The following is a 13,370-nucleotide window of genomic DNA, read 5'->3' on the forward strand; positions in this document are numbered from 1 at the left end:
GATCTCTGGCGTGCAGTCGGCAACATCTGCGACCTGTTCGAGCCCGAAGAATGTTGGAACTACCTCAAGGCCGCTGGCTATGTTGCTGATTAATCGCCTGACGCTCTAGGCCGCCAGGAGTGGTCCAAGTGACCTGCGGGCCGGTTTTATCGATCTCGGCCTGCCTATCGGGTCTTCGTCGGCGGTGTTTACGGCATCTGCAGCGCGGCAATTCCTTCTTGGCGGACAGCCTTTCTCCCTTTTCGGGAAAGGCCAGCGCCATATCTCGGGATGTCTAGTCAATCGTTCGGCCAGTCTTTCGGTCGGCGCGTGAGTCGGACAGGTGATTTGACAGTGAACGAGAGCCTTGAGGTCGGGCGGTTGCGGCATTCATGATCCGCGTACTCTCCTACAACATCCACCGCTGCATCGGGACGGATCGCAAGCTGTCGCCGGAGCGGATCGCCGAGGTCATTGCCGAGTGCAACGCGGATATCGTCGCGCTTCAGGAGGTCGATGTCGGCCGCAGGCGGACAGGGGCGGCCGATCAGGCGGCTGACATCGCGCGCCTCCTCGGGATGATGACCCACTTCCATCCGGCGCTCACCGTCCAGGAAGAACAGTATGGCGATGCGATCCTGACGCGGCGTCCGTCACGGTTGATGCAAGCCGGGCCGCTGCCGGGACTTGCGGGGCGGCCGAACCTGGAGCCCCGTGGCGCGTTGTGGGTGTCCGTGGATGTGGCGGGAAAGGAGTTGCAGGTGATCAATACCCATTTCGGTCTCAATGGCGGCGAACGCTTGCGTCAGGCCGAGACCGTGCTGGGCGGCGATTGGCTGGCGCATCCCCGGTGCCAGGATCCCGCCGTCCTGATAGGCGACTTTAATGCGGTCCCACGGTCGCGAGCCTACCGGCGGCTGGCGCAAGATCTGTCGGAAGCGCGCCATCTGGCCGGGAATTGCGATCCGGGCGCGACCTTCCCGAGCCGGCTGCCGCTACTGCGTATCGATCACGCCTTCCTGCGTGGCGCCGTCTCCGTTCGATCCGTGAGGAGCATCCGGACGCCGCTGACGCGAGTCGCCTCCGATCACCTGCCGCTGCTGCTCGAACTCGAACTGACACCGTCGCCGCCCGTCAATGGAGCCACTCGATGACCGATACAGTCGACGAGGATCGCGCGGTTGCGGGATCGGATGAAGACTCGCAGGGCGAGGCGATCTCGTGGCGCATATGGCTGATGCGCGGGATGGTCGTGGCGGGAATGCTGCTGGCGGGCTGGCTGCTCTACCGCACGCTGGGCCGCTACAGCTTCGACGAACTCGTCCAGTCGGTGACGTCGTTTCCGCTCGGCCGGCTCGCGAGCGCCGGACTATTCGCCGCCGCGAGCTATCTTTGTCTCACCGGCTTCGACGCCCTCGCGGTTCGTTACGTCGGCAAGCGCCTGGCTTATCCGCGTGTCGCGCTTACCTCGTTCGTCTCATTGTCATTGGGGCACAGCATCGGCTTCGCTGGCCTCAGCAGCGGTGCGATCCGCTACCGTTTCTATTCCAGATGGGGCCTTTCGGCCGTGGATGTTTCCAAGATCATTCTATTTTCGGGAATGACGGTCGGGGTCGGCCTGGCTACGCTCGGCGGGATATCGATCCTGCTGCGTCCGGCGCTGGCGGCCAAGCTGATCGGTGTCTCGCAACCGCTTGTCCTGGCATTGGGCATCGGATCCTTGGCCGCGACGGCTCTCTACCTCGTTGCCGCAGCCTTCGTCAAAGGCCGTCTGCGTATCCGGAAATGGACGCTGGAGATGCCCGATCTTCGGCTTGCGCTGGCCCAGGTCGCTGTCGGCAGCCTGAATTTCGCGCTGGTGGCGGCATGCCTTCACCAGGCGCTCAGCGCCGTCACCGAAGTGCCCTATCTGACCGCCGCCACGGCATTCGTACTGGCCAATATGGGCGTCCTCATCACGCATGTACCCGGCGGTCTCGGCATTATCGAGGCCGTGGTCGTGTACCTGCTGCCACAGGCAAACGTGATCGGGGCGCTTCTGGTCTTCCGCTTCGTCTATTTTCTTGCCCCGCTCGTCATCGGCAGCATCGTGTTCGCGGTGACCGAACTGGTCTGGCGCGGCAAGGCGTCAAAGGACGTGTCGGCAGAGAGGTGACTACCGCTTGTGCCACAGCCAGCTTGACAGGTTGAACGGCCGGGTTGGATCGAGCAAGCTGGTGAAGGGAATGCGCCGCGACGGTCCGCGATCCGACATCGCCGCGAAGGGACGGAGCCGCCCGGCATCATTCAACCGATCGATCGCCCGCACCAGCGATCCCTCCGCAGCGATCGCTTCGGCGACACGTGAGGGATCGACCGCAAGATGTTCGCCGACAAGCTGGTTTCGTAGCCGCTCGATCGCCTGGCGGGACGGCGTGTCGTTTGCCTCGACGCCGATATCGCATTCGGTGTCGAGCCCGAGCGAGCGGTTGTTGAGATTGGAAGAGCCGACCCTGAGAAAGCTGTCGTCAACGACGATCAGCTTGGCGTGGATCAGGATTTCAGCGTCATCGCGGCTTCCATCCGACAGCGGATAGAAGACCCGCAGCCGCTTGAACCGATCGGCCTTGCGCAGGCGGCGAATGAGCCGATCGCGATTCAAGCCCATGGCGATCTGTTCGATGAACCCGTTGAGGGTCTGTGTCGTCACGATGACGATTTCGGGGCCGTCGGCTCGCGCCAGCGCCTTAGCCAGGATGCCGGCGACCATCGGCGCCGCGAGATATTGCGTCTCGATGTAGATGGTATGCCGCGCGGCCGACAGCGCGTCGGCGATCAGGGCCGCCACCTCGTGCACAGGTGAATGGCCGTTCCAGCCGGGCAGGGTACAGGCGACGCCGAGGGGAACGTTTTCGAAGTCGGGGGCGACGTCCTTCGGCCAGAGGTCGACCCGGTCGCTCAGCGGGGCAAGGTCTTCCTTCGTCGCTCGGCACCAACGCAACCGAGCGATGTCGGCCACCTGCGCCGCGGCATCCGAATCGACCACCATCTGCATGTCGTGAACCGGCCTGTAGTTTTCGCCATCGGCACGGCGTGCCGGATCGTCCGGCGCATGGCCGGGACTGTCCCAACGCTCGACGGTAAGGTCGATACCGCCGGCGAATGCCAGACTGTCGTCGATGCTGACGATCTTCTGGTGATGCGCGGCATAGAGCGGGTGATCGCTGTCGAGACGCACGGTGATACGGGGGTGGTCTTGCCAATCCGCGCCGAAGATCAGATCCATCGAACTGCCGGGAGCGTGTGCCAGCGCCACGCTCCAGACGAGGATTCGAACTTCCAGCTCCGGGTTGGCTTCCACCAACTCCCGCAACAGTGGACCCAGGGCATCGTGCCCATTCCCGTCTTCTCCGCGCCGCAAGTGAATATGCCCGTCGAAATCCCAGCCGACGATGAAGATCGACCGCCGCGCCATGCGCAGAGATTCCGCCAGGCGCGGAAAATACTCACTCCCATCGACCAGAAGAGCGGCGCGGCGGGTGAGCGTGACATCGCGGCAATTGCGCCCCGCCTTCAGAATTCGGGTCACGGGCTCGCTCGTTTGGCCGGAAGCGATGGATTGTCCTGTGTCGTCGAGATTCTGCATGAGTTCCTGAGCCGTGCCATTGTCCGCTTCGCTCATAACAGCCACTGCGCCCTCTGCCATCCCGGATGCGCCATTTTCAGTGATTTACAGTGAAGCTCCGATAGTCAGCCATGACATCGGTTCTCTCGCTGGGATCGATCATGCGAAGGCGGAGCGGTCCGCCGCCACGATCTCGCGGATGAAATCCGCCACGGCGGCGATGCGGCGGACGTCCCGGACGCTCTCGTGATAGACCAGCCAGTAGGCCCGGTGGATGGTCTGCTCCGGCAGCACGCGGACAAGGTCCGCGCGCCCAGCGGCCATGAAGCCGTGCAGAATGCCGATGCCGGCGCCGGCGGCCACCGCCTCGGTCTGGCCCAGCGCGCTCGACACCTCGAAACGCGACGGCCACTCGGCGGTGATGTCGCCGTAATAGGCCAATTTCGGACTGTAGAGCAGGTCCTCGACGGCGCCGACAAGGCGGTGAACGGCGAGGTCCGCGAGCGTGCGCGGCTCTCCGTGTTCGGCGAGATAGGCCGGGGTGGCGTAAAGCCCGAGCGCATAGTCGGTGAGCTTGGCGGCGACCAGACGTCCGGCGTCGGGTCGTTCGATGGTGATGGCGATGTCGGCTTCGCGGCGCGACATCGAAAAAGCCCGCGGCACCGGGACCAGTTGCACGGTGAGGTTCGGATGGCGCTCGGTCAATTGCCAGAGTCGGGGGGCGAGGAAGGCAGTGCCGAAGCCGTCCGGCGCGCCAACCCGCACGGTGCCGGACAGCGCGATGTCGGTGCCGCCGACAGCGGCGCGGGCGGTGAGCATAGCCGCTTCCATGCGCTCGGCCTGTTCCAGAAATGCCCGGCCGGTGTCGGTGAGTTCGCAGCCGTTCGGCCGGCGAACCAGAAGCCGGGCGCCGAAGGCCGTCTCCAGCGCCGTCAGCCGTCGCCCGACGGTTGCGTGGTTCAGTTCCAGCCGCCGCGCTGCGGCCAGAATCTGCCCGGCCCGCGCCACCGCCAGAAACAGCCGGACGTCATCCCAATTCATGCCCATTCGCTCTGCTCCGGCCTGATGGACGTTACTTTTCGCACAACGGATGCGCGATGCGAAGGATTGGCTTTTCGCCCGTGCCGCGCGAGATAGACGGCAAGACGAACTCATGAGGAGGAACGACATGGAACAGATCGGTCACTACATTGGCGGCAAGCGCGTCGCCGGCACCAGCGGACGCACCGCCGACGTGTTCAATCCGGCGACTGGCGAGGTCCAGGCCAAGGTCGCGCTGGCGAGCGCCGACGAGCTTCGCACCGCCGTCGAGAACGCCAAGACGGCCCAGCCGGCCTGGGCGGCGACCAACCCGCAGCGTCGCGCCCGCGTGATGATGAAGTTCGTCGAACTGCTCAATCGCGACATGGACAAGCTCGCCGAGGCGCTGTCGCGCGAGCACGGCAAGACCATCCCCGACGCCAAGGGCGACGTACAGCGCGGGCTCGAGGTCGTCGAGTTCTGCATCGGCCTCCCGCACCTTCTGAAGGGTGAATTCACTGAAGGCGCCGGCCCCGGCATCGACATCTATTCGATCCGCCAGCCGCTCGGCGTCGTCGCCGGCATCACCCCGTTCAATTTTCCGGCGATGATCCCGATGTGGAAGTTCGCGCCGGCGATCGCCTGCGGCAACGCCTTCATCCTCAAGCCGTCGGAGCGCGATCCGTCGGTGCCGATCATGCTCGCCGAACTGATGGTCGAGGCGGGGTTGCCGGAGGGTATTCTCAACGTCGTCAATGGCGACAAGGGCGCGGTCGACGCGATCCTCGACGACCCTGACATCCAGGCCATCGGCTTCGTCGGCTCGACCCCGATCGCCCAGTACATTTATTCGCGCGGCTGCGCCAACGGCAAGCGCGTCCAGTGCTTTGGCGGCGCCAAGAACCACATGATTATCATGCCCGACGCCGACATCGACAAGGCGGCCGACGCGTTGATCGGCGCCGGCTACGGCGCGGCTGGCGAGCGCTGCATGGCGGTCTCGGTCGCGGTGCCGGTCGGCGAGGAGACCGCGAACCGGCTGGTCGAAAAGCTGATCCCGAGGGTCGAGGCGTTGAAGATCGCTCCGTATACGGCCGGCGACGACGTCGACATGGGACCGCTGGTCACCGGCGAGGCGAAAAAGCGCGTTTTGGGCCTCATCGATCGGGGCGTCGAGGAGGGCGCAAAGCTTGTCGTCGACGGTCGCGGCTTCAAGATGCAGGGCTATGAGGACGGGTTCTTCGTCGGCGCCTGCCTGTTCGACGACGTCACCCGCGACATGGACATCTACAAGACCGAGATCTTCGGCCCCGTCCTGTCGGTGGTGCGCGCCAAGAACTACGAGGAAGCCCTATCGCTGCCGATGGAGCACGAATACGGCAACGGCGTCGCGATCTACACCCGCGACGGCGACGCGGCGCGCGACTTCGCCAGCCGCATCAATATCGGCATGGTCGGCGTCAACGTGCCGATCCCGGTGCCGCTCGCTTATTACACCTTCGGCGGCTGGAAGGCCTCCGGCTTCGGCGATCTCAACCAGCATGGCCCCGACGCTTTCCGCTTTTACACCCGGACCAAGACGGTGACCCAGCGCTGGCCGTCGGGCATCAAGGACGGCGCCGAATTCAACTTCAAGGCCATGGGCTGATCGCGATATCAAGATCATGCATGCGAACGGGCGCTCCAGGGCGCCCGTTTTTAGTCGAGACGCCCGCCGTCATGCGACGCAGCGGATCAGACCGTTTCGAAGCGATAGACGCTGCGATGGCGATAGGTTTCGCCGGGGCGAAGCACGGCTGGAGGAAAGTCCGGCCGGTTCGGCGAATCCGGCCACCCTTGCGGCTCCAGTGCCGCCGCCGCCCGGCTGCCGATGGGGCGGCCGGCAAGGTCAAGCACGGTGCCGTCGAGCTTTGCCCCGTTGTAGACCTGCAGGCCCGGCTCGGTGGTCGCCAGCCGCATCCGCACGCCGCTGCGCGCTGAGGCGAGTGTTGCTACCGGCCGAGGTTCCGACGTGATGCCGCGCGCCAGACAGAAATTGTGGTCCAGCGGGTCGGGCGCGTCGCGAAGTGGTTTGGCTTGGCGAAAATCGAATAGGGTTCCCGCCACCGGCAAGATCCGTCCGTCCGGCAGGGCCCCGGCGTCGATCGGCAGATAGTGGTCGGCCGCGACGTCGAGCCGATGGTCGCGGATGTCGCCGTCGCCGTCGAGATTGAAGTACAGATGCGATGTCAGATTGACGACGGTCGTGCGGTCGGTTTCGGCCTCGTAGGTGATCGTCAATGCGGCGTCATTTGAAACGGCAAATGTCGCGCGAGCCTCGACCCGCGCCGGATAGCCTTCCTCGCCGTCTTGGGACACATAGGCGAGCGTGACGCTATCCTTTCGGCGCTCTTCGATGGCCCATGACCGCACCGAAAAGCCGGTCGGCCCGCCATGGAGATGATTGGGCGGATCGTTGCACGCGAGCCGATGTGCTTCGCCTTCGATTTGAAGATGTCCCGCGCCAATCCGATTGGCGAAACGGCCAATGGTGGCGCCAAAATATTCGTCGTTTCCGGCTTGATAATATCCAAGGTCGCGGACGCCGAGGATCAGCGAATGAGAAATTCCCTGCAGATAAATCGAGCGGATCGCTGCCCCGGTCGTAACGATTTCGGCTGACAGAGCACCGCTGTCGATATGCACGCTCTCCCGCAAGGCCGATTCTCCGTGCTCTTCCCGATGTTCTTCCCGCGACGGCCTCAACGAGAAGCGCGCGCGTCGAAGTTAACCAGATCCCGGAGCGCTTGGCGCCGCGCCTTCGCGGCCTGTGAATCAGCGGAGTCGGCGCAGTTTCTGAGCGAGAATTTCACCGACATGCATCAAAGACCGGTTGAGCGCGGCGATATCCCCTGACGGGATGGAAGTCGCCAGATCGTCTTCCAGACGGTGCCAGATATCGCGAATGGCGACCTGCGCCTCCTCGCCCATCGGTGTCAGCTGAACCATGGTCTGTCGGGCGTCTCGGATATTGGGCGTGCGCGCCACCAGCCCTCTATCGATCAGCCTGTCGAGCATCTTCGATACCGTTGAAGGTCGGACCGACAACCGGTCGGCGAGCATCGACACGCTCGTCGGATTGGCCGGGTCAAGGCTGTCCAGCAATTGATCCTGGCCGGGATGAAGACCAATTTCGGCCAGCAGCAGCGCCTGAAAGGCGCGTGTCGATTTCGCAATCGAAAGAAGCGAGGGGAGGATGGCCAATGACTGGCCGGCATCCATTCTGGCTTCCGATACAAGGGGGACTGTTATGTTCATATCCATGCTGGTTTATTGACCGATAGCCGGCCATCAATCTTTTAACTAGTTTATGAACGAAACTGGAATCGTAAGGGTTCCTTGTCGGCGCCTCTTGGCGAATTTTTTCGGCCGAGGCTCGCCATGTCGCGCGTGGCGGTGGCTTTGCCCGAAATGCGGACACGGAAGGAATGGACTTATGGCGGATGTGCGGGTCATCTGCGCGATCGGTCGCAGCGGACAGCTTGGCCTTGGCGGGCAGTTGCCATGGGAGGGGCGGCCGGAGCGGGTCTTTACCGAGGACGTCGAGCGTTTTTTCGAGATCACCCGCGGCCATGTGCTGATCGCCGGACCGAAGACGGTCGCCTCCTTTCCAAGCTTTGCCAGGAACGACCGGGTCATCGTCGAGATTCGCTCGTCGGATGATCCGCAGGAGGTGCTCTCCCGCTTTCCCAACCGCGTCGTTTATGTGGGGGGAGGGCCAGCCGTCTGGGATGTCTACGCGCCTTATGTCCGGCACTGGGACATCAATACGCTGCCCTATGACGGCGAAGCCGACACCTGGTTCAATCCGGCCTGGCTCGTGGCGGCCGGCAACCGGCGAGGCTGAGCCATGGGGCCGAGTGGAGCGCCGTCTCCGTCAGTGCGGCTCGACGACGGCGCTCAGCGCCCGCGGATCGATGCCGCATTCGCCTGCGATGGCCTGGCATAGCCCGATCATCAAAGGGGTGAGCGAACCATCCGTCTGTCCGATGGTCGACGGATCGAGCGTCGCGGGGGAGACCAGTCGTAGGCTGTTGGTCAGGAACACCGTGGCGCCCGCAAGATCGGCAAGCCCGAGCGAGCGTTCGCGAACGGCAAGGCCGAATTCTCCGGCATGAGCGAGAACCCAGCGGCGGGTGATCCCGTCGAGAACGCCGTCGGCGAGCGGCGGGGTCGACAGTTCCCCGTCCTTGAGCACGAAGACGTTGGCGAGCGCGGAGCACGCGACGCGATCCTTGGTGTTGAGGAACAAAGCCTCGTCGACGCCCACCTGCCGGGCCGCGTGATTGGCAAGGACCGCATCGAGATACGCCAGTGATTTCACCCGCGTGGTGGGCGAGGTTTCATTGCGCCGGATCGAGGAAACATCCAGGCGGATCGTCGAGAACATCGCGCTCGGCGTCAGCGGCGCGGACGAGCCGAGAAGGGTCGGACGCGGGTCCGGGGGGAGGGCGATGCCACGTGGTCCCGGCCCGCGCGTGACCGTCAGCCGGATCGAGCCGTTGACCTGTCGCTCCGCCAGCGCGGACATGGCGGCTTGTATATCCTTTCGGGCCACCGGGATTTCCAGACGTCCGGCGGCGCCGGCAAGACGGTCGAGATGCTCGCCCATGCGGAACACCCGGCCGCCGAGAACCAGCGCCGTATCGAAGACGCCGTCCGCGAGGAGCAGCCCGCGGTCGTTCGCGGCGATCGCGCCGTCGCACGGGGCGAAGGCGCCGTTAAGCCAGATGTCGGTCATGCCAGGCCTCAGCGAGGGTCAGGAAGTTCTTAAAGATCAGTTCGCCCTGTTCGCTCAGCACCGATTCAGGGTGAAACTGGATGCCGTAGGTCGGGTCCGCGCGATGGGAAAGCGCCATGATCTCGCCTTCCGCCGAGCGCGCGTCGACACGCAGGCTCTCCAGCATCGCCGGTGTCTCCTCAACGATCAACGAATGGTAGCGCCCCACAGTCGTCGGGCTTGGCATTGTCTCGAACAAGCCCGTCGCACCATGATGGAGTTCCGAGGCCCGGCCGTGCATCGGCTTCATCGCGCGAATCACGGTGCCGCCGAAGACCTCGCCGATCACCTGATGGCCGAGACAGACGCCGAGGATGGGAAGGCGGCCGGAGAATGCGCGAACCAGATCGCGTGAGATTCCCGCCTCGGCCGGCGTGCAGGGGCCGGGGGAAACGATGATGGACGTCGGCCGAAATGCCTCGATGTCGGCCAATGTCAGCGAGTCGTTGCGCACGACCCGCGTCTGGCCGCCCAGTCGGTCGAGATAGCGGGCGACGTTGAAAACGAAGCTGTCGTAATTGTCGATAACGAGGATCATTCGGCATCGTCCTCGAACGCCGCGAGGACGCGGGTCGCCTTGGTGAAGGTTTCCTCGTATTCGGCTGCGGGGTCGGACAGGACGGTGATGCCGCCACCGGCGGCGAGGCGTGCCTTGCCGTTGGCGAAGCTGACCGTGCGGATGGCGATATTGAGATCCATCGCGCCGTCGAAGCCGAGATAGCCGATAGCGCCGCAATACGGGCCTCGCGCGGTCTTCTCGATCTCGGTGATGATGTCGATCGCACGGATCTTCGGTGCTCCGGTGATCGAACCGCCGGGAAAGGTCGCGGCGAGGAGATCGCCCGCGGTTACGCCGTCGCGCAGGCGCCCGGTGACGACCGAGACGAGGTGATGCACCGACGCGTAGCTTTCCAGGCCGCAGAGCACAGGCACCGCGACGGAATCGGCTTCGCACACACGCGACAGGTCGTTGCGCAGAAGATCGACGATCATCACGTTCTCGGCGCGGTCTTTCTCGGAAGCCAGCAGCGCCGCCGCGAGTGCCTGGTCCTCGGTTGGGTCGGCCGCGCGTTTCGCTGTGCCCTTGATCGGGCGGGTCTCAACTGCGCGGCGATCGAGCTTGAGGAACCGCTCCGGCGAGGACGAGGCGATGGCGAGATCAGGATAGTCGAGGAAGGCACCAAAGGGGGCGGCATTGCTGCGCCGCAGCTTGAGATAGAGCTGAAACGGATCGAAGCCGTCCGGCAGGGTTGCTTCGAAGGTCTGGGCGATGTTGGCCTGATAGATATCACCGGCGAGGATGTAGTCGCGCACCCGTTCGATCGCCGCGTGATAGTCGGCGGCGAAGAAGTTCGAACGCCAGTCGAGAGCGGGTGCCGACGAGCCAGAGGATGCGGATGCCGGTGTCGCGAGCGCCGCCTTGTACGCCGCGATCCGCGCATGTGCGTGACGCTCGCGGTTCGCCTCGTCGGCGGGATGGCCGGACGCGATGATGAAGGCCCGATCGTCGACGAGATCGAACGCAAGAATCGTGTCGTAGAGGTTGAGCCGCAGGCTCGGCACCTCCGGATCGAGATCCGGCGGCGTTGCGAGCCGCTCCAGATGATGCGCGAACTCATAGCCGATGAACCCGATGATGCCGCCCTGGAACGGCGGCAGGCCGGCGACCGCCTCGGTGCGATACTGCCGCAGGGTCGCATCCAGCGCGGCCAATGGGGCACCTTCGAGCCGGCGTCCGTCCAGCATCGCGCCGCCCGCGTCGACGGCGAAGCGGGCGAAAGGCGAAGCTGCGACATAGGCGTAGCGGCCCAGCGTTGCGTGCCGCATGGCGCTGTCGAGAAAGGCGAGGCCGCCGAGCGGCCTGAGGCGGGCCGCCGCGACGTCCGGCGCCAGGGGATCGATCTCTTCGTAGACCATGACGGCAATTGCCCAGAAGCGCGTGCGCGCGTCAAACGGGGCCGCAGCCGCACTAACGATCGGGGCTGACCGCAACCCGAATGGGACAACGCATCGGGCTCGACCTGTCGTTCAGCCTTTCCCGACGGAATACGATGGGAGTGTCCGCATCACCATACCGGGAAAAACGGCCACATGCCGGACCGGTGGCGAACACGCCTGCTTTATCACCCTTGGTGCCCGGCACCTGCTGCTCCAGATAGGGGTGAGGATCGTCATGTTATTGGAGGCAGTTATGCGCGCCACCATCCTATTGCTGGGCATTCTCGTCGGCCTTGCCGGCTGCAATGCCGGTACGCCCTATCCCAATCTATCGCCGATTGCCGGCGCGCAGGTCTCGGCAAACCCCAACTCACGGGGAACGGAGGCCTTCTGCCAGCAATATGGACGCCAGACGGCGGGAAACAGTTACGAGGGCAGGATCGATCGGGACGAAGACAGCATCGGCGCGGATCTTCTCTATCGGCAGCAGGCGCGAGACGACGGCGCTGCAGCCTACCGACGCTGTCGCGCCGGTCGCGTCAACTGACGACCACCATCGGCTCCAAGGCCATGAAGGCGCTACCCCTGCCGGTCTTGGCGGCGCGGCGTTAGACCGCTCTACGGCCGTTTTGTGGATGTTTCGATCGACGGCGGGCCGGTCGGAAACCTACCGCTACGTCGGATTAGTCATGTTTATTTAAAGCGCTATTAATGCGTCCGCTGTAAATTGCCCGTGATTATCTGTCGGGTGAGAGCGTTATGCGTATGATCAAGAAATTTGCGGATAGCCAATCGGGTAATTTCGCGATCATGGCGGCATTGCTGGCCATTCCCTTGTTTGGAGCGATGGGGCTTGCCGTCGATTATTCGGCGGCGCTGAGCAACCGGAGCGTGATGCAGGACGCCGCCGACAGCGCTGCGCTGGCGACTGTGAAGGCGGCCGGACTGAAGTTCAGTAAATTGAGCGTATCCGAAAAGGCGGCGTTGATCGCCGAAGGCAAGTCGTTCTTCGCATCGAACGAACAGATCAACGCTGTTTCCGTGGCAATTTCTATCAACCAGGCCGAGCGCAGCGTCACGGTTACCGGTACATATGACTATCCGCTGGCGTTTCCGATCTTCGGGCAAAGCTTTCCGATGGAGGTGTTGGCGAAGGCCGTCGTCGGGCCCCTGCGGTCGAGTTACTGCATGATCGGCCTATCGCAAACCGCGTCGAAGGCGATTTCCTTCGGCGGATCGTCCGACTTTATCGGTCCTCAATGCTCGGTCCACTCCAACTCGATATCCAGCAGTGCGCTTTTCCAATCCGGGGCGGGTACCGCCAAGGCTAAGGATTTTTGCGCCGTTGGGGGCGGGTCGGGTCAATTCTCGCCGAAAGTGACGGGTGGCTGCGATCCTGTGGAAGACCCCTATGCGGATCTGCCGATGCCGGCGAAAACAGGGACCTGCCTGTCCAGCAACGCGTCGCTGGGCGACGGTGACTTCACACTCCAGCCCGGCCGCTATTGCGGCGGCTTGAAGGCTCCGTCCTCGGCCAATATCACGCTGGCGCCGGGGACCTATGTCATTGCCGGTGGCCCCCTCGATCTGTCATCCAAAGCCACACTTTCGGGCACCGGCGTGACCCTGATCTTTGTCGATGACCATTCGTATCCAAAGGTGAATGGCGGCGCCAATCTGAACATCTCGGCGCCGACGACGGGCACCTATGCCGGAATCGCAATGGCCGGACGCAGGGACATCGCCCCCGCCAAGGACGCCACGATTGCCGGCGGCGGATCGGTGAACATCAAAGGAACCGTTTATCTGCCGAAACACAACCTGAAGATCACCGGCAGCGGCGAATTGGGCATCGGCTCCGACCAGATGGCGTTGGTCGCCGATACGATATCCTTCACAGGAAACAGCACGACCACGCTTAAGATGACGTTGAATTCGGACTTCGACAAAGCCGGCTACAAAGGAGACCGGCTTGCGAAGGACTACTCCCCCTTGCTGGTGCAGTAAGGC

13 protein-coding genes are annotated in these 13,370 nt (G+C 63.9%); 6 read left to right on the plus strand and 7 right to left on the minus strand.

The window, feature by feature from the left end:
* Positions 1-371: 371 nt before the first annotated feature.
* Both VSX60_RS12325 and VSX60_RS12330 read left to right on the plus strand, forming a co-directional pair.
* Positions 372-1,133 (plus strand): endonuclease/exonuclease/phosphatase family protein, encoded by a 762-nt coding sequence (locus VSX60_RS12325; protein ID WP_327624500.1) that lies wholly within the window; start codon positions 372-374, stop codon positions 1,131-1,133.
* A 62-nt stretch (positions 1,134-1,195) separates the two neighbouring features.
* Positions 1,196-2,134, plus strand: a complete 939-nt coding sequence (locus tag VSX60_RS12330; protein ID WP_442873093.1) for a lysylphosphatidylglycerol synthase domain-containing protein — start codon at positions 1,196-1,198, stop codon at positions 2,132-2,134.
* Here VSX60_RS12330 and VSX60_RS12335 read toward each other — a convergent pair whose 3' ends face one another.
* On the minus strand, positions 2,135-3,640 hold the full coding sequence (locus VSX60_RS12335; protein ID WP_327624501.1) for a phospholipase D-like domain-containing protein: 1,506 nt from the start codon (positions 3,638-3,640) through the stop codon (positions 2,135-2,137).
* A gap of 102 nt (positions 3,641-3,742) precedes the next feature.
* Positions 3,743-4,624 (minus strand): LysR family transcriptional regulator, encoded by an 882-nt coding sequence (locus VSX60_RS12340; protein WP_327624502.1) that lies wholly within the window; start codon positions 4,622-4,624, stop codon positions 3,743-3,745.
* Between the two features lie 127 nt (positions 4,625-4,751).
* On the opposite strand from VSX60_RS12340, the gene VSX60_RS12345 reads away from it, so the two are divergent.
* Positions 4,752-6,251, plus strand: a complete 1,500-nt coding sequence (locus VSX60_RS12345) for a CoA-acylating methylmalonate-semialdehyde dehydrogenase (protein WP_327624503.1) — start codon at positions 4,752-4,754, stop codon at positions 6,249-6,251.
* Between the two features lie 86 nt (positions 6,252-6,337).
* On the opposite strand, the gene VSX60_RS12350 is transcribed toward VSX60_RS12345, so the two are convergent.
* Positions 6,338-7,300 carry an aldose epimerase family protein gene (locus VSX60_RS12350; RefSeq protein ID WP_327624504.1) on the minus strand — a complete coding sequence of 321 codons (963 nt, stop codon included), beginning with the start codon at positions 7,298-7,300 and terminating at the stop codon, positions 6,338-6,340.
* A gap of 117 nt (positions 7,301-7,417) precedes the next feature.
* The gene (locus tag VSX60_RS12355) at positions 7,418-7,864 is read right to left on the minus strand and encodes a MarR family winged helix-turn-helix transcriptional regulator (RefSeq protein WP_327624505.1); all 447 of its coding nucleotides are present in this window, start codon (positions 7,862-7,864) and stop codon (positions 7,418-7,420) included.
* Between the two features lie 214 nt (positions 7,865-8,078).
* On the opposite strand from VSX60_RS12355, the gene VSX60_RS12360 reads away from it, so the two are divergent.
* Positions 8,079-8,489 (plus strand): dihydrofolate reductase, encoded by a 411-nt coding sequence (locus tag VSX60_RS12360; RefSeq protein WP_327624506.1) that lies wholly within the window; start codon positions 8,079-8,081, stop codon positions 8,487-8,489.
* A 30-nt stretch (positions 8,490-8,519) separates the two neighbouring features.
* Here the strand turns inward: VSX60_RS12360 and VSX60_RS12365 are convergent, their stop codons facing one another.
* The 3 genes from VSX60_RS12365 to pabB are packed head-to-tail and all read right to left on the minus strand — an operon-like array spanning position 8,520 to position 11,339.
* Positions 8,520-9,383, minus strand: a complete 864-nt coding sequence (locus tag VSX60_RS12365) for an aminotransferase class IV (protein ID WP_327624507.1) — start codon at positions 9,381-9,383, stop codon at positions 8,520-8,522.
* Positions 9,364-9,960, minus strand: a complete 597-nt coding sequence (locus tag VSX60_RS12370; protein WP_327624508.1) for an anthranilate synthase component II — start codon at positions 9,958-9,960, stop codon at positions 9,364-9,366. Before VSX60_RS12370 ends, VSX60_RS12365 begins: the two co-directional genes overlap by 20 nt.
* Positions 9,957-11,339 (minus strand): aminodeoxychorismate synthase component I, encoded by a 1,383-nt coding sequence (pabB, locus tag VSX60_RS12375; protein WP_327624509.1) that lies wholly within the window; start codon positions 11,337-11,339, stop codon positions 9,957-9,959. The genes VSX60_RS12370 and pabB overlap by 4 nt, the downstream gene beginning before the upstream one ends.
* A 274-nt stretch (positions 11,340-11,613) precedes the next feature.
* Here pabB and VSX60_RS12380 point away from each other — a divergent pair, with 274 nt between their 5' ends.
* Together VSX60_RS12380 and VSX60_RS12385 are read left to right on the plus strand one after the other, a co-directional pair.
* On the plus strand, positions 11,614-11,907 hold the full coding sequence (locus VSX60_RS12380; protein WP_327624510.1) for a hypothetical protein: 294 nt from the start codon (positions 11,614-11,616) through the stop codon (positions 11,905-11,907).
* A 218-nt stretch (positions 11,908-12,125) separates the two neighbouring features.
* Positions 12,126-13,367 carry a TadE/TadG family type IV pilus assembly protein gene (locus tag VSX60_RS12385; RefSeq protein ID WP_327624511.1) on the plus strand — a complete coding sequence of 414 codons (1,242 nt, stop codon included), beginning with the start codon at positions 12,126-12,128 and terminating at the stop codon, positions 13,365-13,367.
* Positions 13,368-13,370: the final 3 nt, after the last annotated feature.

This window comes from Aurantimonas sp. A3-2-R12, from assembly GCF_036016755.1.
In the GTDB taxonomy this organism is placed as follows: Bacteria; Pseudomonadota; Alphaproteobacteria; order Rhizobiales; family Rhizobiaceae; genus Aurantimonas; species Aurantimonas coralicida_A.

Bases quoted from the DNA above. Each gene is read 5' to 3' on its own strand.
- VSX60_RS12325 (WP_327624500.1), top strand. From the start codon at position 372: ATGATCCGCGTACTCTCCTACAACATCCACCGCTGCATCGGGACGGAT.
- VSX60_RS12335 (WP_327624501.1), bottom strand. From the start codon at position 3,640: ATGAGCGAAGCGGACAATGGCACGGCTCAGGAACTCATGCAGAATCTC.
- VSX60_RS12340 (WP_327624502.1), bottom strand. From the start codon at position 4,624: ATGAATTGGGATGACGTCCGGCTGTTTCTGGCGGTGGCGCGGGCCGGG.
- VSX60_RS12345 (WP_327624503.1), top strand. From the start codon at position 4,752: ATGGAACAGATCGGTCACTACATTGGCGGCAAGCGCGTCGCCGGCACC.
- VSX60_RS12355 (WP_327624505.1), bottom strand. From the start codon at position 7,864: ATGGATGCCGGCCAGTCATTGGCCATCCTCCCCTCGCTTCTTTCGATT.
- VSX60_RS12360 (WP_327624506.1), top strand. From the start codon at position 8,079: ATGGCGGATGTGCGGGTCATCTGCGCGATCGGTCGCAGCGGACAGCTT.
- VSX60_RS12365 (WP_327624507.1), bottom strand. From the start codon at position 9,383: ATGACCGACATCTGGCTTAACGGCGCCTTCGCCCCGTGCGACGGCGCG.
- VSX60_RS12370 (WP_327624508.1), bottom strand. From the start codon at position 9,960: ATGATCCTCGTTATCGACAATTACGACAGCTTCGTTTTCAACGTCGCC.
- pabB (WP_327624509.1), bottom strand. From the start codon at position 11,339: ATGGTCTACGAAGAGATCGATCCCCTGGCGCCGGACGTCGCGGCGGCC.
- VSX60_RS12380 (WP_327624510.1), top strand. From the start codon at position 11,614: ATGCGCGCCACCATCCTATTGCTGGGCATTCTCGTCGGCCTTGCCGGC.
- VSX60_RS12385 (WP_327624511.1), top strand. From the start codon at position 12,126: ATGATCAAGAAATTTGCGGATAGCCAATCGGGTAATTTCGCGATCATG.